Origin of the sequence: Micromonospora sp. NPDC005979 (assembly GCF_040614415.1) — a bacterium.
In the GTDB taxonomy this organism is placed as follows: domain Bacteria; phylum Actinomycetota; class Actinomycetes; order Mycobacteriales; family Micromonosporaceae; genus Micromonospora.
In genome coordinates this window covers 179,805-203,443 of sequence record NZ_JBEXUR010000009.1, presented here as the reverse complement: position 1 = coordinate 203,443, position 23,639 = coordinate 179,805, and the positions used below count along the sequence as shown (strand labels likewise).

Sequence of the window (23,639 nt, the reverse complement as noted above, 5' to 3'; positions counted from 1 at the left end):
GCTCGCCGCTCACACCCGGCGCAGTGCGGAGCGGCCCGCGAAGCGCGCCGAGTCGCCCAGCTCCTCCTCGATCCGGATCAGCTGGTTGTACTTCGCCGTCCGATCGGAGCGGGAGAGCGAGCCGGTCTTGAGCTGACCGCAGCCGGTGGCGACGGCCAGATCCGCGATCGTGGTGTCCTCCGTCTCGCCGGAGCGGTGCGACATGACGACTGTCCAGCCCGCCCGCTGGGCCGTGGCCACCGTGGCCAGCGCCTCGGTCAGGGTGCCCACCTGATTGACCTTGACCAGGACCGAGTTGCCGACGCCGGTGCGGATGCCCTCGCTCAGCAGCGTCTCGTTGGTACAGAACACGTCGTCACCGGTGAGCTGGCAGCGGTCGCCGACGCGGGCGGTCAGCTCGCGCCAGCCGTCCAGGTCGTTCTCGGCCATCGGGTCCTCGATGGAGACGACCGGGTAGGCGTCGATGAGCCTGGCGAGGTAGTCGGCGTGCTCGGCGGGCGTGCGGCGTACTCCCTCGCCCGTGTAGTCGTACCCGCCGTCGCGGAAGAACTCGGACGACGCCGGGTCCATGACGAGGCCGATGTCCGTGCCGGGGCGGTAGCCGGCGCCCTCGACGGCAGTCAGCACGAAGTCGAGCGCCTCCTCGGCGGTACGCAGCTCGGGGGCGAAGCCACCCTCGTCGCCCACGCCCGTGGAGTGCCCGGCGGCCAGCAGATCGCGGCGCAGGGTGTGGAAGACCTCGCTGCCCATGCGGACGGCTTCGGCGAAGGTGTCCGCGCCCACGGGCACGATCATGAACTCCTGGAAATCGAGCGGGTTGTCGGCGTGGGCGCCGCCGTTGACGATGTTCATCATCGGCAGCGGCAGGAGGTGGGCGTCGGCGCCGCCCAGGTAGCGGTAGAGGGGCTGGCGGTGGGCCGTCGCGGCGGCCTTGGCGGCGGCGAGGGACACGCCGAGAATCGCGTTGGCGCCGAGCCGAGATTTCGTGGCGGTGCCGTCGAGGGCGATCAGTGCGGCGTCCAGACTCGCCTGGTCTGCCGCGTCGCTGCCGCGCACGGCCGCCGCGATCTCCCCGTTGACGTTGGCGACCGCGCGGTCGACGCCCTTGCCGTGCCAGCGCGCCGGGTCTCCGTCGCGCAGCTCCACGGCCTCCCGGGCCCCGGTGGAGGCGCCGGAGGGGACGGCGGCCCGGCCGAGAGAGCCGTCCGCCAGCGTGACGTCGACCTCGACTGTGGGGTTGCCCCGGCTGTCGATGATGCGGCGGGCGGTGACGGTCTCGATGGTGGTGGTGACGGTTCCGGCTGCCGGTGCGGACATGGGAGGTGCCTTTCGTTGTCGCCTGCCGAGGCCCCAGCTGCGACAACGCTGGCGCTGAGCCCGACAGCGGCAAACCCTACAGCAATGCTGATCAGTTATGCTGAACAGCCCCGCTGAACAGTATTGCTGTGCAGGTCAGCTGCCCAGTAGCGCTGACGAGCGGGGTAAAGTGCCCTGTGCCCACCTCGGAAGCCGCCGCCATCGCCGCCGAACTACGCACCGCGATGGGCAAGCTCACCCGGCGCGTCAAGCACGAGGACCGCATTCCGCTGGGTCAGATCGCCGTGCTCGGCGCCCTCGACCGCGACGGCGCCATGACCACCAGCGACCTCGCCGCCGACCAGCGCGTACGCCCCCAGTCGATGGCGCGGGCGGTGGGGCTGCTCATGGAGCAGAAGCTGATTACGCGACGGGCGCACCCGACGGACGGCCGCAAGTCGCTCGTCGAGCTGTCGGACGCGGGTCGGGCCGCCCTGGAGGCGGAGCGCAGCCGCAGAGCCGGTTGGCTCGCCCAGGCCATCGAGGCGGAACTCACGGATGAGGAGCGGGCATTGCTGGCACGCAGCGCCGCCCTGCTGGAACGGCTCGCCATGCGCTAGACGCTCCCTTCGACGGCAGGGCCGCCGTCGACGAACATCAGGGCTCGGGCAGTGCCGCCCAGGCGAGGAACCGGGTGTAGAGAACCTTCGGGTCCGGGCCGTCGTGCGGGTTGAGCCGGTACAGGTCGGCCGCCGCGTCGTGCAGGACCGTGCACAGGTAGATGCTCAGGGCGATCCGGTCGTGCGCGTACTCCTGGCGCAGGGCGAGTCGGGCCACCGGGCACGGCCACGGCGCGGCACAGACCCGACAGAGCCACAGCGGACGCAGCGGCAGGTGCGGTCGACGGGGCGCGGTTTTGCGGTCATCCGACACGGTCCGGCACATGCGGCGGGGGTCCTTTCGAGCTGAATCGTTTGGGACATCGCTCCCGCACCTCCCAAGATCGCGCTCGAACCTGGATGTAGTGGTCTCGGCGCGTCGGGATGCCACTGTTTCCAGGTTCGAGCGCGATCTTGCGGGGTGGGACCGCCTGGCACGGGGGTTCGGGCGGTCCCGTGCGATCCCGCTGGTCCCGGGGGACGGGGAGCGGCTCGCACTTCACAGTCTGGTGACCGGACGACTACGGTCGGAAGGGTTCGGCCGACCTGTCGTGGCTGCCCTGTTTCCGGGCGGTGCCGGCTCTGTTGGCCGTCTGGAATCGATCGCCAGCGGGTTGGAGAGTGGTCGGGCATGGCCGATGGGCAGATGACGGCGGCGGCGTTCCTGGTCGCGGAGCTGCGCCGGGCGCGGGCTCGCCGAGGCTGGAGCCAGGACGAGCTGGCCAAGGCGGTCAACTACTCGCCGTCGATGGTCAGCGCGGTCGAGTTGGGCCAGCAGCCGCCCACCGCGAAGTACCTGGAACTCCTCGATCGCGCCCTGGACACCGGCGGCCTCTTCAGCCGCATGTCCACCGAACTGGTCAGCCTGGACCGGGCGCAACCCTGGCTGCGTGGTTGGCAGACGATCTTCGCGCAGGCGCGCACGGTCCGATGGTACGAACCCTGTTACGTGCCGGGGCTGTTTCAGACCGAGGCATACGCCCGAGCGGTCTTCGAGGCGGGCAACCTGCTCGCCCCCGAGGAGGTCGACCGGCGGCTGGTCGACCGGATGAACCGGCAGGACGTGTTGCGCGGCGAGAGTGCGCCGCAGATGGTGGTGGTGCTGGACGAGGCGGTGTTGCGACGACGGGTCGGCGGGCGGAAGGCGATGCACGACCAGGCCCTGCACCTGGCCAGCATCGCCACGTCGCACCCGCGGGTCCGGCTGCACGTGGTGCCGCGCTCTGCCGAGGAGTATCCCGGGCTTGGCGGGCAGTTCGCGCTCGCCGCCCTGCCCGACGGCACGGAAGTGGCCTACCTGGAGTGCCAGGTTCGCGGTCAGGAGCTGGACCAGCCCAAGGATCTGCAGCGGTTGCAGCGGGTCTGGGAGGCTACCCTGGGCGAAGCCCTGCCCCCGCAGGCGTCCATCGAGTTGATCAGCGAGGTGGCCGAGTCGTGGAGCTGACCGAGGCACGCTGGCGCAAGAGCAGCCGCAGTAACCAGGACAACTGGTGCGTCGAGGTGGCTACGGATCTGGGGGGCGTGGTCGGGGTGCGGGACAGTAAGGACCCGGACGGACCCGTGCTGGTGGTCGACGCGTACTCCTGGCGGCTCTTCGTGCTCGCGCCCCCGCGCTGACGCGACCGCCCGGCCCGCGACGGTGGTCGCGGGGTTTCCTGCGCAACTTCACTGTTGTTGCTGCTTCCGCGCGGCCTGAGGCAGCAGTTTCCCCGAAGTTGCGCGGATCTTGCGGCGGGCGGCGGCGGCCTGCGGGTAATCGGCTCGACGGTGTCCGTGAGCGGCGGGATGATGCGGGCATGTGGGACGGCGATGGCGAGAGCGGGTCGACCGAGCGGCTGCGGATGCGCCGGTTGACGATGGCCGACGTGGACGCGTTCGTCGAGTTGGACAGCGATCCCGAGGTGATGCGGTTCCTCACCGGCGGCGTCGCCACCCCCGCCGAGAAGATCCGGGACGAGTACCTGCCGAGGCGGATCGCCCAGTACGAGCGGCATCCCGGCCTGGGGCGTTGGGCGGCGCTCGACCGGGCGTCCGGTGAGTTCCTGGGGTGGTTCGCGCTCGACCCGTCGGAGGACGGCACCGAGGCCGAGTTGGGCTACCGGCTGCGCCGCGCGGCGTGGGGGCGTGGCCTGGCGACGGAGGGGTCCCGGGCGCTGGTTCGGTACGCGCTCGACGTGGTGGGCGTGCGCCGGGTGTGGGCGCAGACGATGGCGGTGAACGAGCGGTCCCGCCGGGTGATGGAGAAGGCGGGGCTGCGTTACGTGCGCACGTTCCACCTGGACTTCGACGACCCGATCCCGGGGACCGAGCACGGTGAGGTGGAGTACGAGCTGCGGGCCGCCGACGTCGCTCAGGACCGGCCGGCGGCCTTGCGCGCCCGGTAGGCGGTCACGGCGGCGCGGTTGCCGCAGCCGGCCTCGCAGAACCGCCGGGACCGGTTGCGGGACAGGTCGACGACGACGTTGTCGCAGTCCGGGTGCTCGCAGATGCGCAGCCGGCTCAGCTCACCGGTCCGGACCAGGTCGGCGATGGCCATGGCCGCCTCCACCGCCATGCGGGTGGCCAGCGGCGCGTCGCGGGGCACGGCGTGCAGGTGGTACGGCTCGTCGTCGTGCTCGATGAGCTGCGGCAGCGCCCGGTGTTCGCGGAGCAGGCCGTTGATGATGTCGACGACCTCGGGCGGTTCGGCGTCCCAGATGCGGCGCAGGCGGGGGCGCAACTGTCGTACGGCGCGTAGTTCGGCGTCGGTGTGCTCGTGCCGCCCGCTGTAGGCGTGCCGGAGGAAGAACGCGTCCAGCGCGGCGACGTCGGGCAGCAGCTCGCCGTCGCGGCCTCCGGTGTTGACCAGCGCGGTGGCGGCGATCAGCGAGCATTCGGTGTCATGAGCGAATAGCAACTTGACTCCTGTCACGATGGCCGCCTAGCGTCATGGGCACAAGGATAGTTTGCCCATGACGCACATGCCGCAGCGAGGAGCGCGAGATGCCGCAACGACCCGCCGTCGGCGCCGCGTTGGCGCTGCTCTCCGCCGTCACGTTCGCCACCTCGGGCACCTTCGCGCGCTCGCTCATCGAGGCCGGGTGGTCGGCCGAGGCCGCTGTCGTCGCCCGGGTCGGGGTGGCCGCCCTGGTGCTCGCGATCCCCGCCCTGCTGGCGCTGCGCGGCAGGTGGCACGTGCTGCGCGACAACAGCTCCGCAGTCGTGATGTTCGGCCTGCTCGGGGTCGCGCTGGCGCAGGTGTGCTTCTTCAACGCCGTGCGCTACCTGCCGGTCGGCATCGCGCTCCTGCTGGAATACCTGGGCATCATCCTCGTCGTGGGCTGGATGTGGCTGCGGCACGGCCAGCGCCCCCGGCGGCTCACCGTGGCCGGCTCCGCTGCCGCGCTGTGCGGGTTGGTGTTCGTCCTGGACCTCACCGGCAACGCCGCCTTCGACCCGGTCGGCGTGCTCTGGGGGCTGGGCGCCGCGTTCGGCCTGGCCGGCTACTTCGTACTCGCCGGACGGGTCGACCCCCGCCTGCCCTCGGTCGCCATGGCCAGCGGCGGGATGGCCGTCGGCGCGGCCGTGCTGCTGCTCATCGGGGTGACCGGGCTGCTGCCGCTGCGTGCCACGTTCGGCGAGGTCACCTTCGCCGGGCAGCGCACCACCTGGCTGCTGCCCATCGTCGGGCTCACCCTCGTCGCCGCCGTGATCGCGTACCTGGCCGGCATCGCCGGCAACCGGATCCTCGGCCCCCGGCTGTCGTCGTTCGTCGGGCTGACCGAGGTGCTGTTCGCCGTACTCATCGCCTGGCTGTTCCTCGACGAACTCCCGACCGCCTGGCAACTCCTCGGCGGCCTGCTGATCGTCGCCGGGGTCGCCCTGGTACGCCTCGACGAGCTGCGCGGCGTGCCCGCGCCCACCGCGCCCGAGCCCGCGCTGGCGGCCGGCACCCGGTGAGGTCGCTGTCCCGTGGGGTCGTCTCGTGGTGCGGTCGTCGGGCGGTGCGGTCATCGCGTGGTGCGGTCGTCGGGCGGTGAGAGAGTGGCGGACGTGCTGACCACTGTGGTGTTCGACGCCGACGAGACCCTGCTCGACCTGCGGCCCGCGGTGACCGGCGGGCTGGCGGCCGTCCTCGACGAGATGCGGCGTCGCACACCCGACGCGGCCGGCGTGACGCTCGCCGAGCTGGAGTCCGACTGGGGAGCGGTCTTCGGTGAGCTGAGCGCCGCCCCGGTCAGGGAGATCCGCCGCGCCGCGCTGGCCCGCTCGCTGGCCCGAGCCGGCCTCGGCGATCACCTCGACGAGATCGCCGACCTCTTCTTCGCCCGCCGGTTCGCCCTCACCCGGCCGTTCCCGGACGTCCCGCCGGCGCTGGCGGCGCTGCGCCGCCGGTACACGCTGGGCTTCGCCACGAACGGCAACAGCCGCGCCGAACGCTGCGGGCTCGCCGGCGAGTTCGCCTTCGAGGTGTACGCGCACGAGAACGGCCTGCCCAAGAAGCCCGCCCCGGAGTTCTACGCGGCGGTGGTCGAGGTTGCCGGGGTGCCCGCCCAGCAGATCGTGTACGTCGGCGACTCGTGGGAGCACGATGTGGTGGCACCCCGACGGGCCGGCCTGCGGTCGGTGTGGCTGAACCGGCACGGGCTGCCCCGCCCGGCCGGTCTCATCCCCGACGCGGAAGTGTCCACCCTGTCCGAACTGCCCACGGTCCTGTCGGATCTGCCGGCGGCATCGTCCGACCGGGTGGATCTGGGCGTCGGCCAGGGCGGATGAAGGACAGATTCACCGGCATAACGGACGTTCATCTGGCGGGAACCCGCCGGGTGTTGTGTGATGACGCCACGTCCCTCAACGAGAGGATTCGATGTGGTGAGCAAGCGCTTCACCGTCGGTGCCGTCGCGACCGCGGCGGTACTGGCACTTACGGCAGCGGGCCTGGGTGTACCGGCCAGCGCCGCGCCGAGCACGTCCCGCACCTTCACGGTGGTCGCCGAGGACGGGGTCGCCGTCGACACGGCGGTCGCCGCCATCCGGGCCGCCGGCGGCACGGTGGTGTCCTCGTCCGACGAGGTCGGCATGTTCCAGGTCACCAGTGACCGGGCCGACTTCGCGTCCCGGGCCGCCGCCGCGCCGACCCTGGTCGGCGCCGCCGAGCAGAAGGCCATCGGCCGCAAGCCGAAGCTGGACCGGGTCGAGCAGGAGCACCTGACGGCCGCCACCAAGGCCGCCGCCGGCGCTGCCGCACGGCGTGGGGCCAAGATGGACCCGCTCGACGACAAGCTCTGGGGCCTGGAGATGATCCGGGCCGACAAGGCCCGCAAGATCGAGCCCGGTGACCGTCGGGTGACCGTCGGCGTTCTGGACACCGGCGTCGACGCCAGCAACCCGGACATCGCGCCCAACTTCAACTGGGCGTTGTCGCGCAACTTCGCACCCGACCGGACCGACGTGGACGGCCCCTGCGAGGTGCCGAGCTGCCTCGACGCGGTCGGCACCGACGACGGCGGGCACGGCACGCACGTGGCCGGCACCATCGGCGCCGCCGCCAACGGCTTCGGCCTCTCCGGTGTCGCCCCGAACGTGTCGCTGGTCGAGCTCAAGGGCGGCCAGGACTCCGGCTACTTCTTCCTCGACCCGGTCGTCAACGCCCTGGTCTACGCCGGCCGCAACGGGATCGACGTGGTCAACATGTCGTTCTACGTCGACCCGTGGCTCTACAACTGCACCGCCAACCCGGCCGACTCCCCCGAGGCGCAGGCCGAGCAGCGGGCCATCATCAAGGCCATGAAGCGGGCGCTGGAATTCGCCCACAACAAGGGCGTCACCCTGGTCGGCGCGCTCGGCAACAACAACGAGGACCTGGGCGCTCCCCGTACCGACACGTCCAGCCCGGACTACGGCGCCGACCCGTACCCGCGCCCGATCGACAACAACAGCTGCTGGGACCTGCCCACCGAGGGCCCGCACGTCATCGGTGTGTCGTCGGTCGGCCCGTCCGGCAAGAAGTCGGACTTCTCCAACTACGGCACCGAGCAGATCTCGGTCGCCGCGCCGGGCGGCTGGTTCCGCGACGGCTTCGGCACGGACACCTTCCGCACCGACGCCAACATGATCCTGTCGTCCTACCCGAAGCACGTGCTCCAGGAGGAGGGCTCGGTCGACGCCGACGGCAACATCGTCGCCGGGTTCGAGGAGTCCGTCTTCAAGCAGTGCAAGGCCAACGGTGAGTGCGGCTACTACACCTACCTCCAGGGCACCTCGATGGCGTCCCCGCACGCCGCCGGTGTGGCCGCGTTGATCGTCAGCCGGTACGGCAAGCCGCAGGGCCGGGGTGGCTTCGGCATGTCCCCGGACCAGGTCGAGCAACACCTCTACCGCACGGCGGCCGAGCACGCCTGCCCGGAGCCGCGCCTGCAGCAGTACCGCAACGAGGGCCGTGACGAGACCTACGACGCGTACTGCGCCGGTGGGCTCAACTTCAACGGCTTCTACGGGTACGGGATCGTCGACGCGTACGCGGCGGTGAAGACCCCGCTCAAGCTCAACGCACGCCCGTAACGCACCGCCCGCGGGGCCCGGTCGACACTCGTCGGCCGGGCCCCGCCGCGTGCGCCGCCCGCGTGCGCCGCGGGTCCGGGGCGGGCGACGGTCGCGTCCGGCAGGCGCGTGATCGACTCGGCTTCTTGGAAGGCGGGGTGTCGCGGTGCCCCGGACACCCCGGTTTCCAAGAAACCGAGTGGATCACGGGCGTTCGCCGCCGGGACCCGGGCGCTCACCGATGCGGCGCGGGCGTTCACCGCCGCCAGCCGCGGGCGTTCAGGGCGGCACGCACTTCGCGCAGCACCGCCGGGAACTCGGACCCCATCCGTCGACTGGTCACGTGGAGCACCAACCAGCCCGCGCCCACCAGCAGGTTGAGCCGTCGGCGGTCACGGTGCAACTGGTCGATGTCGGAGTGCCACTGCCCGTCGTACTCCACCGCGACCCGGTAGGTGGGCCACGCCAGGTCGGGGTGCAGGACCACGCCGTTGGGCAGGCGCACCGGATGTTGGACGACGGGGCGTGGCAGGCCGCCCAGCACCAACCGCGCCCGTAGCTGGGACTCCGGCGGGGACTGGGCCCGCCCGTCGGCCAGGTCGAAGAGCCAATCCGCCCGGCGAGCCCCGGGTCGATCCGTGTTGAGGGTGGCCTCCTTGGCCAACGCGGCGCTGTCGGTCAGTCCCCGCCCGAGCAACGTGTCGATGATGGGGAGCGCGCGGACCGGGTCGAGCCAGACCGCCGTCTCCCAGGCGGACCGCGCGGGGCCCGAGCAGGGGAGCGGGCTGCGCGCCAGGCGATCCGGTCCCGGTGGGCGGGTCGCGCCGCTTGGGCGTCTCGCTTTCGAGGGACCGCTCGTCGGCGGACAGGGGACCCCCCGTTCAGACATCGGACCGCTTACGCGCGGGCCGGCGAAGGCGTGTTCGGACGCGGTGTGGACATGCACCCGAAGGCCGCGTTGAGCGCCGACCCGTAACGGTCGGGGCGCGAGGATGTGCACGTCGTCGGTGAAGGCGGCGGCGTGCTCGACGCCGTGCAGGAAGGCGGCCGACGGACCAGCCACGACCACCCCGGGCGGCAGCCGCAGGAGCGCGGCGCGGCAGGCCAGGGCATGGTCCCGGTCCAGGCGGGCGTCGGCGTAGATGTCGTGGCGAAGTCGTACCCAGGCGCTGCTGCGTAGCTGGTGCTCACTGAGCAGGCCATCCCGGACGACGTCGGAGCCGCGGAAAACCTGCCAGGTCAGGGCGTCGGGTCGGTACGGACGTGGTGGCATGCCGAGCAGCGTGCCGCCGATCGCCACCCGCCCGAAACCCCTGTGGACAACCCCGCCGAGGGCCCCACGGGCCCCTGTGGACAACGACGAACGCGATCGTTGATCTTGCTATGGATTGATCGACTCGGCTTTCTAGAATTCGGGGCGTCGCGGGCCCAAGGAAAGCCCGACTTCCAGGAAGCCGAGTCGACCAAGCGCCGCCGAGTGGATCAAGTGGGTCAGCAGAGAGTGGCCGCCACCGCCGTCGCGGCGGCCTGCACCTGGGGGCCGACCAGGGCGACGTCCAACGGGGCGAGCGCGACCACGCCGACGCTGGCCTCCAGGCCCGGTACGCCGAGCACCGGCGCGGCCACCCCGTACGCCCCGGACTCCAACTCCCCGCTGCTGCTCACCGGGTCGGCCGCGCCGCTCCGCCCGGCCAGGATGGCCCGACCCGCCGCGCCCCGGTCCAGGGAATGTCGCGCCCCCGTCCGGTACGCGACGTGGAACGACGTCCAACTCGGCTCGACCACCGCCAGGGCGACACCCTCACCGCCGTCCACCACGGTCAGGTGGGCGGTCGCGCCGGCCTGTTCGGCGAGTCGGCGCAGCGCCGGCAACGCTCCCTCGGCGAGCAGCGGCTGGGCGCGTCGGGCCAGGTGCAGCACGCCCGCGCCGATCCGGAGTCGGCCATCGCTGCCCCGGCGCAGCATGCCGTGCCCGGTCAGCGGGCCGACCAGCCGGTAGACGGCCGCCCGGCCGACGCCGAGTCGGTTCGCCGCCTCGCTGACGGTCAACCCGGTCGGCGTATCGGCGACCAGGTGCAGAAGCCGTAGACCCCGGTCGAGCGTCTGGGACGTCTCCCCGGTCCGGCTGGACCCTGCCGTCGTATCCACAGCACGCAGCGTACGACCCGGCACCGGCGGACCCGGACAGGCGCGGACGGCTACCCTTGTACGGTGACGCTACGCCTGTATGACACCGCCACCCGATCGGTGCGGGACTTCGTCCCGCGGGAAGCCGGCAAGGTGGGGGTCTACCTGTGTGGTCTCACCCTCCAGGCGCCGCCGCACATCGGCCACCTTCGCTCCGGCGTCAACTACGACGTGCTGCGCCGCTGGTTGCTGGCCGCCGGCTACGAGGTCACGTTCATCCGCAACCTGACCGACATCGACGACAAGATCCTCGTCAAGGCGGGTGAGCAGGGTCGGCCGTTCTGGTCGATCGCGTACGCCAACGAGTTGATCCTCGCCGAGTCGTACCGGGCGTTGAACGTGCTGTCGCCCACCTACGAGCCGCGCGCCACCGGGCACATCCCGGAGATGCACGAGCTGATCACCAAGTTGATCACGGCCGGGCACGCGTACCCGGCCACCGACGGCTCCGGCGACGTCTACTTCGATGTGGCGTCCTGGCCGGCGTACGGGTCGCTGTCGGGTCAGTCGCCGGACGCGATGCAGTCGGCCGGCGACGCGCCGGACCGGGGCAAGCGGGATCCGCGCGACTTCGCCCTCTGGAAGGGCGCCAAGCCGGACGAGCCGGCGGACGCGTACTGGCCGTCCCCGTGGGGGCTGGGCCGTCCGGGCTGGCACATCGAGTGCTCGGCGATGTGCTGGCGCTACCTGGGCCCGGAGTTCGATATCCACGGCGGTGGTCTGGACCTGACGTTCCCGCACCACGAGAACGAGATCGCCCAGTCCCAGGCGGCGGGCCTGCCGTTCGCCCGTTACTGGGTGCACCACGGCCTGCTCAACATCGGCGGGGCCAAGATGGGCAAGTCGGCGGGGAACGCGCTGGGCCTCGCGTACGTCGACTCGCTCGGCGTGCGGCCGGTGGAGCTGCGGTACTACTACGCCGCCGCGCACTACCGCTCGGTGATCGACTACTCGGAGGATTCGCTGCGCGAGGCGGCCACCGCGTACCGCCGAATCGAGGGTTTCGTCCAACGGGCGACCGAGCGGGTCGGTGCCGGCCAGTTGGGCGACCTGCCGGCCGGTTTCGTGGCGGCCATGGACGACGACCTCAACACGTCCGCCGCGCTGGCCGTGCTGCAACAGCACCTTCGGGACGGCAACACCGCGCTGAGCGCGGGGGACGATGTGACTGTCCGCACCACCCTGGCCGTGGTACGGGCAATGCTGGATATCCTCGGGATCGACCCCCTCGACCCGGCCTGGACCGGTGGCGGCCGATCCGATGATCTGCGCGCCGTGGTGGACTCCCTGATCGCGCTGGCCCTGGAGCAGCGCGCGCAGGCCCGGGGCCGCAAGGACTGGGCTGCCGCCGACGCGGTACGTGACCAGCTCAAGCTGGCCGGCGTGGTGGTCGAGGACACCCCCCAGGGCCCCCGTTGGACTATTGGAGAGCAGGACTGATGGCCGGCAACTCGCAGCGCCGTGGCCGGCGACTGACATCGAAGGCGGGTGCCCCCAAGGGCTCCGGCGGCAAGAACAAGGACTCCCTCGCCGGGCGGGGTCGCACCCTGCCCGCTGACGAGCGGCCGTGGCACAAGGGCTACTCGGGCACCGAGAAGCTGCCGCAGCGCACCGCCTGGAAGCAGGACAAGGAGCGCCGGGTGGCGGCCGAGGAGGGGCGCGCCCCGAAGATCGGTCAGCCGGGTAGCAAGGACACCACCTGGGGCAAGGGTGGCGGTCGGGGCGTACCGGTCGGTCGTGGCGCGACCGGCGGTCGGGGTGGCAAGCCCACCTCGCGGTCCGGCCCCCGGGTCTCCCCGGGGCGCAAGTCCAACCCGTCGAAGGACTCCCCGGAGCTGTTGGTCGGGCGCAACCCGGTGCTGGAGGCGCTGCGCGCCCAGGTGCCGGCGACGGCGCTCTACACGGCCCAGGGCATCGACGTGGACGAGCGGACCAAGGAGATCATCCGGACCGCCGCCGACCGGGGCATCGCCAACCTGGAGATCAGCCGCGCCGAGCTGGACCGGATGACCGGTGGGGTGCTGCACCAGGGCGTCGGGTTGCAGGTGCCGCCGTTCGCGTACCAGCCCTTCGAGGACATGGTGGCCGCGTCGCTGGAGCAGCAGGCCCCGCTGCTGGTCGCGCTGGACGGGGTCACCGACCCGCGCAACCTGGGCGCCGTGATCCGGTCGGCCGCCGCGTTCGGCGCGCAGGGTGTGTTCGTACCCGAGCGTCGTGCCGCCGGGATCACCGCCACCGCCTGGCGGACCAGTGCCGGCGCGGCCGCGCGGGTGCCGGTGGCCCAGGTCACCAACCTGACCCGGTCGCTGAAGGCGTGCCGGGACGCCGGCTTCATGGTGGTCGGCCTGGACGCCGACGGCGACACCGACCTGTACGACCTGGAGGCCGCCGTCGGCCCGCTGGTGGTAGTCGTCGGTTCCGAGGGGCGCGGGTTGTCCCGGCTGGTCGGGGAGACCTGCGACCTGACCGTCAGCATCCCGATGATCTCCGAGGTGGAGTCGCTCAACGCCAGCGTGGCCGCCGCGGTCACTCTGGCCGAGGTCGCCCGCCGCCGCTCGGTCGAGCTGTAACGACGTCGACGAGGCCCCCTACCGCCCAAAAGCGGTAGGGGGCTTCGTCGTCAGATCTGGTGGAGCCAGGCGACGAAGAAGACCGCCCCGGCCGCCGCGATCAGCAGCGTGCTCGGCAGCAGCCAGGCCGGACCCCGCTCCCCGTCGAGGCGTCGGGTCAGTCGTTGGTGCACGGCGGCGATGCCGATCAGCGCGGCTAGCCCGCCGGCCGCCAGTGGCAGGCCGACGAGGAAGTGCGCCAGCCACGCGCCGGCCCGGCTCGGACCGCCCCAGGAGTGGTCGTACGGGCCGGGATCGACCACCCCGTACAGGATGCCGCGCAGCACCATCAACACCTCGACGCCGATCGGCAGCAGCGCCACGAGGCCGAGCAGCAGGCTGAGCAGCGCGTGACCGAGCACCGCGAGCGTGCCGGCTCGTTGGGCGGGCACGGCCGTCGGGGGCGCGGCGAGCAGGCCGGTCCGCAGGCCCCGCCACCGCGCGACGGCGGCATCCGCCCCGCTCCCCGGGGTGGTAGCCAGCGTGAACAGGGCGACCGGCACCAGCGTCGCGCAGTAGGCGAGGCTGCGGCCGGCCCGGCGGATGATCTGGTTCCGGTGAGCGGTGGCGGTGGCGGACACGGCGTCTCCTCGGGCTCGGTGTGCCGCGAACGCTAGGGATACCGCACACCCCGCCGCGTCACCCTGGGGAGCCACGCTCGCGCTGGCTCCCGGGGATGACGACCCCTCCCGGGTACGACGAAAGGGGCGGCCCGCCGCAGCGGACCGCCCCTTTCGGGTACGGCGTTACGTCAGATCCGGCTGCCCGTGGCGGCGTGGAAGACGTGGCTGCGGCCGGCGCGCGGCTTGACGAACACGGTGTCGCCCATGTTCGGCATGCTGCGGCGGTCGGTACGGACGACGAAGCGCTCCGAGTTGCCACCCAGGGCGGCGTGGCCGTAGACGTTCGCGTCCGAGCCGAGGTCCTCGACCAGCTCGACGACGACCGGCATACCGCCCTCGGTCGGGCTGACCAGGTCGCAGTCCTCCGGACGGAAGCCGACGGTGACCTTGCCGTCGCCACCCTCGGCGCGGGCCGCCTCGACCTGCTCGCGGGTCAGCGGGATACGCAGCTCGGCGAACTCGGCGCCCTGCTCGTGCAGCGGGACGGTCTTGATGTTCATGGCGGGAGAGCCCATGAAGCCGGCGACGAACACGTTCGCCGGGGTGTCGTAGAGCGCCCGCGGGGTGTCCACCTGCTGGAGCACACCGTCGAGCAGCACGGCCACCCGGTGACCCATGGTCATGGCCTCGACCTGGTCGTGCGTCACGTAGACGGTGGTGACGCCCAGCTTGGCCTGGAGCGACGCGATCTGCGTACGGGTCTGCACACGCAGCTTGGCGTCGAGGTTCGACAGCGGCTCGTCCATGAGGAAGACCTGCGGCTCGCGGACGATCGCCCGGCCCATCGCGACACGCTGACGCTGACCGCCGGAGAGCGCCTTCGGCTTGCGGCTGAGGTACTCCTCGAGCTGGAGCAGGCCGGCCGCCTCCTTGACCCGCCGGTCGATCTCCGACTTGGAGGTCTTGCGCAGCTTCAGGGCGAACGCCATGTTCTCGTACACCGTCATGTGCGGGTAGAGGGCGTAGTTCTGGAAGACCATCGCGATGTCGCGGGCCTTCGGGGGAAGGTGGGTGACGTCGCGCTGGTCGATGTAGATCGAGCCGGCGTCCACGTCCTCCAGCCCGGCGAGCATGCGCAGGCTGGTGGACTTGCCGCAACCCGACGGGCCGACGAGGACGAGGAACTCGCCGTCGCCGATCTCGAGGTTCAGCTCGTTGACGGCGGGACGCTCGGTGCCCGGGTAGATCCGGGACGCCTTGGAATAGGTGACCGTAGCCATGGTGGTGCGCTTCCTTTCACCGGCAGGAACGTGCCGGACGATCCGAGTGAAGGAGCAACCGGCACGAGCCCGTGCCGGTCAGCGGACGGCAGTCGGTCGCGGGGGCGGCCGGGCCGTCGCCCGTGTCACTGCACCGTAATTGGCTTTCCCCGCGCTGCCAAGACGAGGGACCCTCGGAAGTGACCCACTGCCTACGCATTACGGGCAGTCGGGCACGGCAAGGCATCAATCGACGTGGCGGTGGGGCGTCGGGCGTCGGGTTGTTGACGTTTCCCGTGCTCGGGAGCACTCGCGAGCGGGATATCCGGACGTCAGTCGCTATGCTGGCGTCGACACACGCGCCCCTGTAGCTCAGCTGGCCAGAGCACTCGCCTTGTAAGCGAGATGTCGCCGGTTCGATCCCGGCCGGGGGCTCCATATCCACCGGGCCTTCCCCAACGGGTACTGGCACGAGTCGGCCGGTTGACAGGCAGTGCGGAACGGCACGCGTTCCTGGGGAGAGGCCGCCCACAGGTCATCCCCACGGTCCCGACTGGGCTCCCGGCCTGCGCGATCGATGGTCGGCCACTCCTATAGTTCGGGTAACACCGACGTCGAGGAGTCGCATGAGCCCGCTCGTCGCGATCGCCGGCAGCGCCCAGGTCAGCCGCTCCCTAGTCGCCCGCCGTACGCGATCCGGAGGCCGCTCCCGCCACGGCGGCCGAGCCAAGCGCGGAGGTTGGTCTTGTTCGTACTGGCCATCGGGTTCATCGGCGGGTTCACCGCCGAGGTCGTCTACGCCAAGCTGCGCGATCAGGACGTGACGCAGACACCGGTCCTGCCGCCCGGGGGCCCGCGGTGAGTCGGGCCGTGGAGGAGTCCAACCGGGCGATGCTGCGCGCCCGCGACGCGATGGACCGGTCGTACGCCGAACCGCTGGACATCCCGGCGCTGGCGCGGATCGCGCACGTCTCCGAGGCGCACTTCATCCGGACGTTCCGGGCGACCTTCGGTGAGACGCCGCACCGCTACCTGCAACGCCGCCGGGTGGAGCGGGCCATGACGCTGCTGGTGGAGACCGACCGGGACGTGACGGACATCTGCTACGCGGTCGGCTTCGGCAGCCTGGGTACGTTCAGTCGGACATTCCGGCAGATCGTTGGTGAGCCGCCCTCGGAGTTCCGGCGTCGCCGCGCGGCCGCCGGCAACGTGCCGTCCTGCTTCACGAAGGCGTGGACGCGTCCCAGCAGTTTTGGATAAGCAGCAGGTCAGGGCCACCCTCTACGGTCGTGGCATGACGATGAACGCGATCAGCCGCTCCCAGATCTACGTCCTCGACCAGGACGAGGCGCTCGACTTCTACGTGAACAAGCTCGGCATGGAGGTCAACACCGATCAGGATCTCGGCTTCATGCGCTGGCTGACGGTCAACCTGCCCGGTGACCCGGAGCGCGAGATCCTGCTGGAGAAGCCCGGCCCGCCGGCGCTGGACCCGGCGACGGCCGAGCAGGTGCGGGAGCTGCTCACCAAGGGTGCCCTGGGCGGGTACCTCTTCATGACGACCGACGACGCCCACAAGACCCACGAGGACCTGGTGGCGAAGGGCGTCGAGATCACCGACGAGCCGACCGAGCGCCCGTACGGGATCGACTTCGGCATCCGGGACCCGTTCGGCAACAAGATCCGTATCGGCCAGATGTTCCCCCGGGCGTAGCCACAAGATCAAGACACCGGAGGGCGCGGGCCAGCACCGCGCCTCCCGGTGTGTTGGGGTGTACGGCATGCGAACGCGGCTGCTCTACCTGGCCCGGCACGGCGAGCAGGACCTCACCGGGCACGCCGACCCGGGCTCGACCGAACCGGACACCGGCCTGACCGAGCGCGGCCGGCGGCAGGCGGCACTGCTCGGCGAGCGCCTGCGCGGTCGGTCGTTCGCGGCCGTCCACCACGGGCCGCTGCGCCGGGCCGCGCAGACGGCCGAGGTGGTCGCCGCGGCACTGCCCGGGGTTCCGGTGTACGCCACCGAGTTGGCCGGTGACCACCTCCCGCACGACACGGATCCGACCGGCCTGCCGTCGGCGTACGCCGAGTTCCTGGCCGGATTTCCGGCGGCCGAGCGGGCCGACGGGCCGCGCGTGACCGCGGAGGCCGTGCGGCGCTTCACGGGGCCGGCGGAGGTCGACGAGGCGGCGGCCGTGGGGGAGCCGGTCCGCGAGCTGGTGGTGACGCACACCTTCCTGATCGCCTGGCTGGTCCGGCACGCCCTCGACGCGCCGGAGCGGCGGTGGCTGGGCTTGAACCACCACAACGCCGGGTTGACCGTCATCCGGTACGGCCCGGCCGGCCCGCCGAACCTGATCGCCGTCAACGACGTGGCGCACCTGCCGGCCGAGCTGCGCGGCACCGGACTTCCCCCGGACTACCTCGTGTGAACCGCCGTCAGGCGGTGACCTTCAGCAGCAGCTCGACAAGTGCCCTGGTGGCGGGCGGCGGTGCGGGATCGGCGGGGCAGTCGACGTACCCGGTCTCGACGCTTCCGACGGTGAGGCGGTAGCTGAAGGCGTCGGCGCAGCTCGACGTGGTGGCCGTGCGACGGGCCTCGGCGCTCAGCCGTGGGTCGGCGGCCAGTCCGTGCAGCCGGCCCAGGTCGGCGGTGTCGAGCTTGCCGGTACGACGGCCGCCGGCCCGGTCCACCACGGTCCACCGGCCGTCCGGCTCGACGGTGATGTTGTCGCCACGCCCGGCGAAACCACCGGAGCGGAACAGCGCGACCCGGGCCCGGTCGTCCGCTTTCGGCCCGCCCGGGACAGGACCGCTCGGGACGGCGCCGCTCGGGACCGGGCCGCTCGGGACGAGGCCGCTCGGCGCGGGGATGTTCGTGAGGTCCGGGCCTGCGGTCGCGCCGGTCACCGGGGGCAGGTCGGTGGGGTCGGCGGCCCGGTCGGTGCCGGTGCAGCCGGCCAGGAGGGCGGCCAGGAGCGCGATCGTGACGCCGGTCGTGGAGGCGGGTCTCATGTCCGTCGGACGCGCCGAGGCCCGCGTCGGTTCCCTTGTCAAGGCCCTCATCCGTTCGGCCAATCTCAATGTCTGGGAGCGGTCCAAGGCTTCTCTTTTCCTCTACACATAGCTATATCTACATGCGTGACTACCCCCGTCACACCCATTCTCCTTTCAGGAGGGCACGTGAAACGACCCCTCGCGGCCGTCAGCGCAGCGCTGCTCACCAGCGGCCTGTTGACCTGCGTCGCCACCGCGGCGCACGCTGCCGCACCTCCCGCTCCCGCGCCGGACGCCTCCGCCGCGGCCCGAGCGGCGACCGTCCTGCAAGCGAACCCCGGCGCGGTCCAGGGTTCCAGCGCCGAGTCCTACCAGGTGCAGAGCACCCGGGTGGACGCCTCCGGCGCGGCGCACACCCGCTACACCCGCACCTACCAGGGGCTGCGGGTGTACGGCGGTGACTTCGTCATCCACACCGCGCCGAACGGCACCTACGCCGGCAGTTCGGTCGGACTCGCCGCACCGCTGACCCTCCTCACCACGGCCAAGGTCAGCGCCGACGCGGCGAAGAAGACGGCCCGCGCCGGGTTCACCGGCAAGGCCGAGACCGTGGGCGCACCGGAACTGTTCGTCGATGCCAGCTCGGGCAAGGGCCGGCTGGCCTGGGAGACGGTGGTCAGTGGCTGGCAGCCGGACGGGCAGACGCCGTCGCGGCTGCACGTCATCACCGACGCGACCTCCGGCGCGACCGTCGGGTCGTACGACGAGATCGAATCGGTCACCGGCAGCGGCCAGGGCATCTACACCGGCACGGTCAGCATCGACACGACGCTCTCCGGCAGCACGTACCAGATGATCGACCCGGTGCGCGGCAACGGCCGTACCTGCGACATGAACAACGGCACGTCGTCCTGCACCACGTTCACCGACGCCGACAACGCGTGGGGCACCGGCACCAACTCGAATCGGCAGTCGGCCGGAGTGGACGCGCACTTCGGCGCGGCCAAGACGTTCGACTACTTCAAGAACGTGCACGGCCGCAACGGGATCTTCGGCAACGGCAGTGGTGTGCCGAGCCGGGTCCACTACGGCAACAACTACGTCAACGCCTTCTGGGATGGCGCCCAGATGACCTACGGCGACGGCTCAAGCAACTCGCGCCCGCTGGTCGCGCTGGACGTGGCCGGGCACGAGATGAGCCACGGTGTCACCGAGGCGCTGGCCGGCCTGGTCTACTCGGGTGAGTCCGGTGGCCTCAACGAGTCCACCAGCGACATCTTCGGCAACATGGTGGAGTTCTACGCCGCCGCGCCGAGCGACCCGGGTGACTACCAGGTCGGTGAGAAGATCAACATCAACGGCAACAACACGCCGCTGCGCTACATGTACAACCCGTCGCTGGACGGCTCGTCCGACTCCTGCTGGTCCACCAGCACGAAGAACAAGGACGTGCACTACTCCTCCGGCGTCGGCAACCACTTCTACTTCAACCTCGCCGAGGGCACCGGCTCCACCTCGTACGGTGCCTCGCCGGTCTGCGGCTCCGCCCCGGCGGTGACCGGCATCGGTCGTACCAAGGCGGAGAAGATCTGGTACCGGGCCCTGGACGTCTACTTCACCTCCAACACGTCGTACGTCAACACCAGCAACCCGGCGAACACGGCCCGCGCCTACAGCCTGCGGGCGGCCACCGACCTGTACGGCAGCTGCTCGACCGAGTACAAGGCCGTGCAGGCCGCCTGGACGGCGGTCAACGTCGCCGGCAACGACGCGACCTGCTCCACCGGCAACGACTTCTCCGTGTCGCTGTCGCCGACCGCCGGCTCGGTGAACCCGGGCAGCGCGGTCTCCACCACCGTGTCGACCGCCACCACGAGCGGTTCGGCGCAGACCGTGACGTTCTCCGCGTCCGGCCTGCCCAGCGGCGCGAGCGCCGCGTTCAGCCCCACCTCGGTGACCTCGGGCGGCTCGTCCACCCTCACCATCAGCACCTCGTCCAGCACCCCGCCGGGCACCTACTCGGTCACCGTGAACGGCGCGGGGTCGGTCACCCGCAGCGCCACCTACACGCTGACCGTAAACGGCTCCGGCGGCGGCTGCACCTCGCCGGGCCAGAAGCTGGCCAACCCGGGCTTCGAGTCCGGTTCGACCGGCTGGACGGCCAGCTCCGGGGTGATCACCAGCTCCAGCGGCCAGGCGGCCCACGGTGGGTCGTACAAGGCCTGGCTGGACGGGTACGGCAGCACCCACACCGACACGCTCGCCCAGTCGGTGGCCCTCCCGGCGGGTTGCTCGTCGTACACGCTGAGCTTCTGGCTGCACATCGACTCGGCCGAGACCACCAGCAGCACGGCGTACGACAAGCTCAACGTGCAGGTCCTCAACTCGGGCGGGACGGTGCTGGCCACGCTGGCGACCTACTCCAACCTGAACAAGGCCTCCGGCTACAGCCAGAAGTCCTTCTCCCTGGCCGGGTACGCCGGCCAGACCGTCACCCTGAAGTTCACCGGCACCGAGGACTCCTCGCTCCAGACGTCCTTCGTGGTCGACGACACGGCGGTCAACGTCTCCTGACCTGACCGACACCCGGATCCGGCGGCCACCGCAACGGTGGTCGCCGGGTTCGCGTCCGGGCCGTTCTGGCAATCTTGGGTCGGCTCGGATGGCGTGGGGAGGGGTTAGCGTGTCGGACGCGGAGTTGACCGTCGCGGTGGCCGGACCGGTGGCGACCGTCGTGATCCACAACCCGGCCCGCCGGAACGCGATGACGGCGGCCATGTGGCGGCAGCTCCCCGAACTGCTCGACCGGCTGGAACCCGACCCCGACGTGCGGGCCCTGGTGCTCACCGGCGCGGGCGACGCCTTCTGTGCGGGCGCGGACCTGGGTGATCTGGCCGAGCTGCTGGACGCCGGTGACACCAGCATCGCGGTCGCCGCCGAGGAGCGGCTGGCAAGCTTCGCCAAGCCGACGATCGCCGCGATCCGGGGCGCCTGCGTCGGGGGCGGCGCGCAGCTCGCGGTCGCCTGTGACCTGCGGATAGCGTCGGACGATGCCCGGTTCGGCGTACCCCCGGCCCGGCTCGGGCTGGTCTACCCGGCGCCGACGACCCGCCGGCTGGCCCGGCTCGTCGGCCCGTCGGCGGCGAAGCACCTGCTCTTCACCGCCGAGCTGATCGACGCCGAACGGGCCCTGCGGATCGGCCTGGTCGACGAGGTGCTGCCGGGCGAGGGTCTCGCCGGGCGGGTGGACGACCTCACCGCGACGATCGCCAAGCGGTCACCGCTGAGCGTCACAGCCGCCAAGGAGATCGTCGACGACCGCGCCGGACCGGCCCGGATCGCCTGGTGGCACCGGAAGGTCGCGGACAGCGGCGAGGCCCGCGAGGGCGTGGCGGCCATGACGGAGCGCCGGACCCCACGCTTCGCCTGGCGGGCGCCGAGCGACGGCTGACGGTCCCCGGGCTCGGTGGCGCCGCCTCGGCTCGGTGGCGCCGCCTCGGCTCGATGGCCGGCCCGCCCACCCATGGCGGAGCCTTTGCTCTGCTTCAGCGGAGGCAACACTCGCGGCCTTTCTGTGTTGCCTCCGCTGAAGCAGAGCAAAGGACGAAGTGAGCACTGGTGGGGCGGCGGGGAGGTTGGCCGGGAGGCTGCTGTCGGGTCGGGCCCGATGGGCCGAGACACCCCTGCGGCCACGTCCGAAACGGACCGAACAGTAACCGCGCGAGGGTTCCACCCATTGCGAAACCTCGATCCCGGGTGGTGCCGAACGTGAGTCGTACGGCAGTCTGTCGGTCGTGCAGCGTGATCAGTTGCTTGCGGGCCGCTACCGGCTCCTGGAGCGTCTCGGCAGCGGCGGCATGTCGGCGGTCTACCGGGCGTACGACGAGGTGCTCGAACGGGACGTGGCGGTGAAGGTGCTCGTCGCCTCGGACCCGAACGCCCGGCAGCGGATCCGGGCCGAGGCCAAGGCTGCGGCCCGGTTGTCGCACCCGCACGTCACCAACGTCTACGACTTCGGCGAGTCGCGTCTGGACGGGGTCCAGGTGCCGTTCGTCGTGCTGGAACTGCTCAACGGCGACACTCTCGAAAGACGGCTGGTCGCCGGGCCGTTGCCACCACGCGCCGCGCTGCGGGTCTGTGCCGAGGTGGCGTCGGCCATCTCGGCAGCACACGCACAGGGGTTGGTGCACCGGGACGTGAAGCCGGGCAACGTGATGCTCACCCCCACCGGCGCGAAGGTGCTCGACTTCGGTATCGCGGCGGCCGCCGGTGACTCCGAGATCGACTTCGACGGTCGGTTGCTCGGTACGCCCGCGTACCTCGCCCCGGAGCGACTGGCGGCCGGTGAGGTCCTGCCGGCCTCCGACGTGTACGCGCTCGGTCTGCTCCTGCACCGGACACTCACCGGTCGGCTGCCGTGGGCGGCCGAGACGCAGACCGGGATGCTCCGCGCTCACGTGCACGTCGATCCGGATCCGCTACCCGAGATCGACCGGGTGCCCGCCGAGGTCCACCGGCTCTACCACTGGTGTCTCGCCCGCAACCCCGACGACCGGCCCCCGGCAGCCGAGGTGGCCCGCATCCTGCTCACCGTCGTCTCCGGGCTGGCCGGCGAGACCGCCGCTGCCGGGCCGGCCGCTGCGGACCGGGCAGCCGCCGCGGACCGGGCGGCCGCCGCCGGCTCGCCCGTTGCCCGCTCGGCGGGAGCTGGTGCGGGCAGGGCGGCCGAGGCCGGAGAGGGTGCGGCCGGTGCTGTTGCGGCCGGGGCGGGTGAGATCGGGGCGGGTGAGGCTGCGGGTGCGGCCCCGGAGCGCAAGGCCGCAGCGGGCAAGATCTCCGACGCGGGTGACGGCGTAGCGGGCCGGGCGACCGACGGCGTCGACCGGGCTGCTTCCGGCGTATCCCGGCGTCGGTCCTGGCGTCGCCGACGGGTGGCGTTGGTGGTCGGCGGAGCGGTGATCGCGGCGGTGGCGGTGGCCGGATCGCTCGGCGACTACGGCACGCGGCGACACGACGAGACGACCCCGCGAACCGGAATCGGGACGGGTGGCACCACCACGGTGGGCATGCCGGAGACCGTCGCGCAGCCCGAACCGTCCACTGTGCGCCCGCCCGCCGAACCGTCGGCCGGTGCCAGCTCGGCCGCTCCCCGCCCCGGTCCCGGGGCGGGCCCAGGCCGAACACCGGCCCCTGATCAGCCCTCGCCGACCCTCGCGCCGACGGCCGCACCCACGACCGCCTCCCCGCCGGCCGAGTCCCCGGGGGTGACCGTGCGCGCCCAAGGCGGCACCGTCACCGTCCGCTGTGTCGGGGCGTCGGCCGAACTGCTCACGGTCACCCCGGCGGCCGGTTACCAGGTGGAGCCGTACGACGCGGGGCCCGCCAAGCAGGTCACGGTCGAGCTGACCTCGCCCGAGCACAGCAGCGAGATCCGCGTGCACTGCGCCGCCGGTCGGCCGAAGCCGAAGGTCACCGAGCGGTCCGCCTGACCGGGGCCGACGGGTGCCGCGCCGGGGCGTACCCCGGACGCGGCCCCCCGTTCCCGCCGGC

General features: G+C 71.8%; 23 protein-coding genes and 1 tRNA gene. 16 read left to right on the top strand and 8 right to left on the bottom strand.

Annotation, left to right across the window (positions count from 1 at the left end; all coding sequences use genetic code 11):
• Positions 1-9: 9 nt before the first annotated feature.
• Positions 10-1,317, bottom strand: a complete 1,308-nt coding sequence (gene eno, locus ABZ272_RS17530) for a phosphopyruvate hydratase (RefSeq protein WP_355050971.1) — start codon at positions 1,315-1,317, stop codon at positions 10-12.
• 176 nt (positions 1,318-1,493) lie between these two features.
• Here eno and ABZ272_RS17525 point away from each other — a divergent pair, with 176 nt between their 5' ends.
• On the top strand, positions 1,494-1,916 hold the full coding sequence (locus ABZ272_RS17525) for a MarR family transcriptional regulator (RefSeq protein WP_234583379.1): 423 nt from the start codon (positions 1,494-1,496) through the stop codon (positions 1,914-1,916).
• A gap of 37 nt (positions 1,917-1,953) precedes the next feature.
• On the opposite strand, the gene ABZ272_RS17520 is transcribed toward ABZ272_RS17525, so the two are convergent.
• On the bottom strand, positions 1,954-2,241 hold the full coding sequence (locus tag ABZ272_RS17520) for a hypothetical protein (protein ID WP_355050970.1): 288 nt from the start codon (positions 2,239-2,241) through the stop codon (positions 1,954-1,956).
• Between the two features lie 345 nt (positions 2,242-2,586).
• Here ABZ272_RS17520 and ABZ272_RS17515 point away from each other — a divergent pair, with 345 nt between their 5' ends.
• From ABZ272_RS17515 to ABZ272_RS17505, 3 genes are all read left to right on the top strand, one after another.
• Positions 2,587-3,399 (top strand): helix-turn-helix transcriptional regulator, encoded by an 813-nt coding sequence (locus ABZ272_RS17515; protein ID WP_355050969.1) that lies wholly within the window; start codon positions 2,587-2,589, stop codon positions 3,397-3,399.
• Positions 3,390-3,572: a DUF397 domain-containing protein gene (locus ABZ272_RS17510; RefSeq protein WP_355050968.1), complete on the top strand. Its 183-nt coding sequence runs from the start codon at positions 3,390-3,392 to the stop codon at positions 3,570-3,572. The genes ABZ272_RS17515 and ABZ272_RS17510 overlap by 10 nt, the downstream gene beginning before the upstream one ends.
• Positions 3,573-3,751: 179 nt before the next feature.
• Positions 3,752-4,339 (top strand): GNAT family N-acetyltransferase, encoded by a 588-nt coding sequence (locus ABZ272_RS17505; protein WP_355050967.1) that lies wholly within the window; start codon positions 3,752-3,754, stop codon positions 4,337-4,339.
• On the opposite strand, the gene ABZ272_RS17500 is transcribed toward ABZ272_RS17505, so the two are convergent.
• A complete protein-coding gene (locus ABZ272_RS17500; RefSeq protein WP_355050966.1) occupies positions 4,306-4,851 on the bottom strand; it encodes a CGNR zinc finger domain-containing protein in 546 nt (181 codons plus the stop codon). The two genes, ABZ272_RS17505 and ABZ272_RS17500, sit on opposite strands and share 34 nt — an antisense overlap.
• Before the next feature lie 86 nt (positions 4,852-4,937).
• On the opposite strand from ABZ272_RS17500, the gene ABZ272_RS17495 reads away from it, so the two are divergent.
• The 3 genes from ABZ272_RS17495 to ABZ272_RS17485 all read left to right on the top strand — a co-directional run bounded on the left by ABZ272_RS17495 (position 4,938) and on the right by ABZ272_RS17485 (position 8,495).
• The gene (locus ABZ272_RS17495; protein ID WP_355050965.1) at positions 4,938-5,894 is read left to right on the top strand and encodes a DMT family transporter; all 957 of its coding nucleotides are present in this window, start codon (positions 4,938-4,940) and stop codon (positions 5,892-5,894) included.
• Between the two features lie 93 nt (positions 5,895-5,987).
• A complete protein-coding gene (locus ABZ272_RS17490; RefSeq protein ID WP_355050964.1) occupies positions 5,988-6,710 on the top strand; it encodes an HAD family hydrolase in 723 nt (240 codons plus the stop codon).
• Positions 6,711-6,806: 96 nt separating this feature from the next.
• Positions 6,807-8,495, top strand: coding sequence for a S8 family serine peptidase (locus ABZ272_RS17485; protein ID WP_355050963.1), 1,689 nt, complete (start codon positions 6,807-6,809; stop codon positions 8,493-8,495).
• A 235-nt stretch (positions 8,496-8,730) separates the two neighbouring features.
• On the opposite strand, the gene ABZ272_RS17480 is transcribed toward ABZ272_RS17485, so the two are convergent.
• Both ABZ272_RS17480 and ABZ272_RS17475 read right to left on the bottom strand, forming a co-directional pair.
• Positions 8,731-9,747 (bottom strand): hypothetical protein, encoded by a 1,017-nt coding sequence (locus ABZ272_RS17480; RefSeq protein WP_355050962.1) that lies wholly within the window; start codon positions 9,745-9,747, stop codon positions 8,731-8,733.
• Positions 9,748-9,965: 218 nt separating this feature from the next.
• Positions 9,966-10,622: a helix-turn-helix domain-containing protein gene (locus tag ABZ272_RS17475; protein ID WP_355050961.1), complete on the bottom strand. Its 657-nt coding sequence runs from the start codon at positions 10,620-10,622 to the stop codon at positions 9,966-9,968.
• A gap of 63 nt (positions 10,623-10,685) precedes the next feature.
• Between ABZ272_RS17475 and cysS the strand changes: the two genes are divergently transcribed.
• Together cysS and rlmB are read left to right on the top strand one after the other, a co-directional pair.
• Positions 10,686-12,101, top strand: coding sequence for a cysteine--tRNA ligase (gene cysS / locus ABZ272_RS17470; RefSeq protein ID WP_355050960.1), 1,416 nt, complete (start codon positions 10,686-10,688; stop codon positions 12,099-12,101).
• Positions 12,101-13,231 carry a 23S rRNA (guanosine(2251)-2'-O)-methyltransferase RlmB gene (gene rlmB, locus ABZ272_RS17465; protein ID WP_355050959.1) on the top strand — a complete coding sequence of 377 codons (1,131 nt, stop codon included), beginning with the start codon at positions 12,101-12,103 and terminating at the stop codon, positions 13,229-13,231. Before cysS ends, rlmB begins: the two co-directional genes overlap by 1 nt.
• 50 nt (positions 13,232-13,281) lie before the next feature.
• Here rlmB and ABZ272_RS17460 read toward each other — a convergent pair whose 3' ends face one another.
• The gene (locus ABZ272_RS17460; protein WP_355050958.1) at positions 13,282-13,851 is read right to left on the bottom strand and encodes a hypothetical protein; all 570 of its coding nucleotides are present in this window, start codon (positions 13,849-13,851) and stop codon (positions 13,282-13,284) included.
• Between the two features lie 170 nt (positions 13,852-14,021).
• A complete protein-coding gene (gene ugpC, locus ABZ272_RS17455) occupies positions 14,022-15,113 on the bottom strand; it encodes a sn-glycerol-3-phosphate ABC transporter ATP-binding protein UgpC (RefSeq protein WP_355050957.1) in 1,092 nt (363 codons plus the stop codon).
• A gap of 340 nt (positions 15,114-15,453) precedes the next feature.
• Between ugpC and ABZ272_RS17450 the strand changes: the two genes are divergently transcribed.
• The 4 genes from ABZ272_RS17450 to ABZ272_RS17435 all read left to right on the top strand — a co-directional run bounded on the left by ABZ272_RS17450 (position 15,454) and on the right by ABZ272_RS17435 (position 17,524).
• A tRNA-Thr gene (locus tag ABZ272_RS17450) sits at positions 15,454-15,530 on the top strand.
• A 420-nt stretch (positions 15,531-15,950) separates the two neighbouring features.
• Positions 15,951-16,352: an AraC family transcriptional regulator gene (locus ABZ272_RS17445; RefSeq protein WP_355050956.1), complete on the top strand. Its 402-nt coding sequence runs from the start codon at positions 15,951-15,953 to the stop codon at positions 16,350-16,352.
• Positions 16,353-16,386: 34 nt separating this feature from the next.
• The gene (locus ABZ272_RS17440) at positions 16,387-16,806 is read left to right on the top strand and encodes a VOC family protein (RefSeq protein ID WP_355050955.1); all 420 of its coding nucleotides are present in this window, start codon (positions 16,387-16,389) and stop codon (positions 16,804-16,806) included.
• Positions 16,807-16,873: 67 nt separating this feature from the next.
• Positions 16,874-17,524, top strand: a complete 651-nt coding sequence (locus ABZ272_RS17435) for a histidine phosphatase family protein (protein WP_355050954.1) — start codon at positions 16,874-16,876, stop codon at positions 17,522-17,524.
• 7 nt (positions 17,525-17,531) lie between these two features.
• Here the strand turns inward: ABZ272_RS17435 and ABZ272_RS17430 are convergent, their stop codons facing one another.
• Entirely contained in the window at positions 17,532-18,107 is a 576-nt protein-coding gene (locus ABZ272_RS17430) for a hypothetical protein (RefSeq protein ID WP_355050953.1), read from the bottom strand.
• 168 nt (positions 18,108-18,275) lie between these two features.
• On the opposite strand from ABZ272_RS17430, the gene ABZ272_RS17425 reads away from it, so the two are divergent.
• The 3 genes from ABZ272_RS17425 (at position 18,276) to ABZ272_RS17415 (ending at position 23,578) form a co-directional block, all read left to right on the top strand.
• Positions 18,276-20,663 (top strand): M4 family metallopeptidase, encoded by a 2,388-nt coding sequence (locus ABZ272_RS17425; protein ID WP_355050952.1) that lies wholly within the window; start codon positions 18,276-18,278, stop codon positions 20,661-20,663.
• A gap of 88 nt (positions 20,664-20,751) precedes the next feature.
• Positions 20,752-21,540: an enoyl-CoA hydratase/isomerase family protein gene (locus tag ABZ272_RS17420; RefSeq protein WP_355050951.1), complete on the top strand. Its 789-nt coding sequence runs from the start codon at positions 20,752-20,754 to the stop codon at positions 21,538-21,540.
• A 343-nt stretch (positions 21,541-21,883) separates the two neighbouring features.
• Positions 21,884-23,578: a protein kinase gene (locus ABZ272_RS17415; protein ID WP_355050950.1), complete on the top strand. Its 1,695-nt coding sequence runs from the start codon at positions 21,884-21,886 to the stop codon at positions 23,576-23,578.
• Positions 23,579-23,639: the final 61 nt, after the last annotated feature.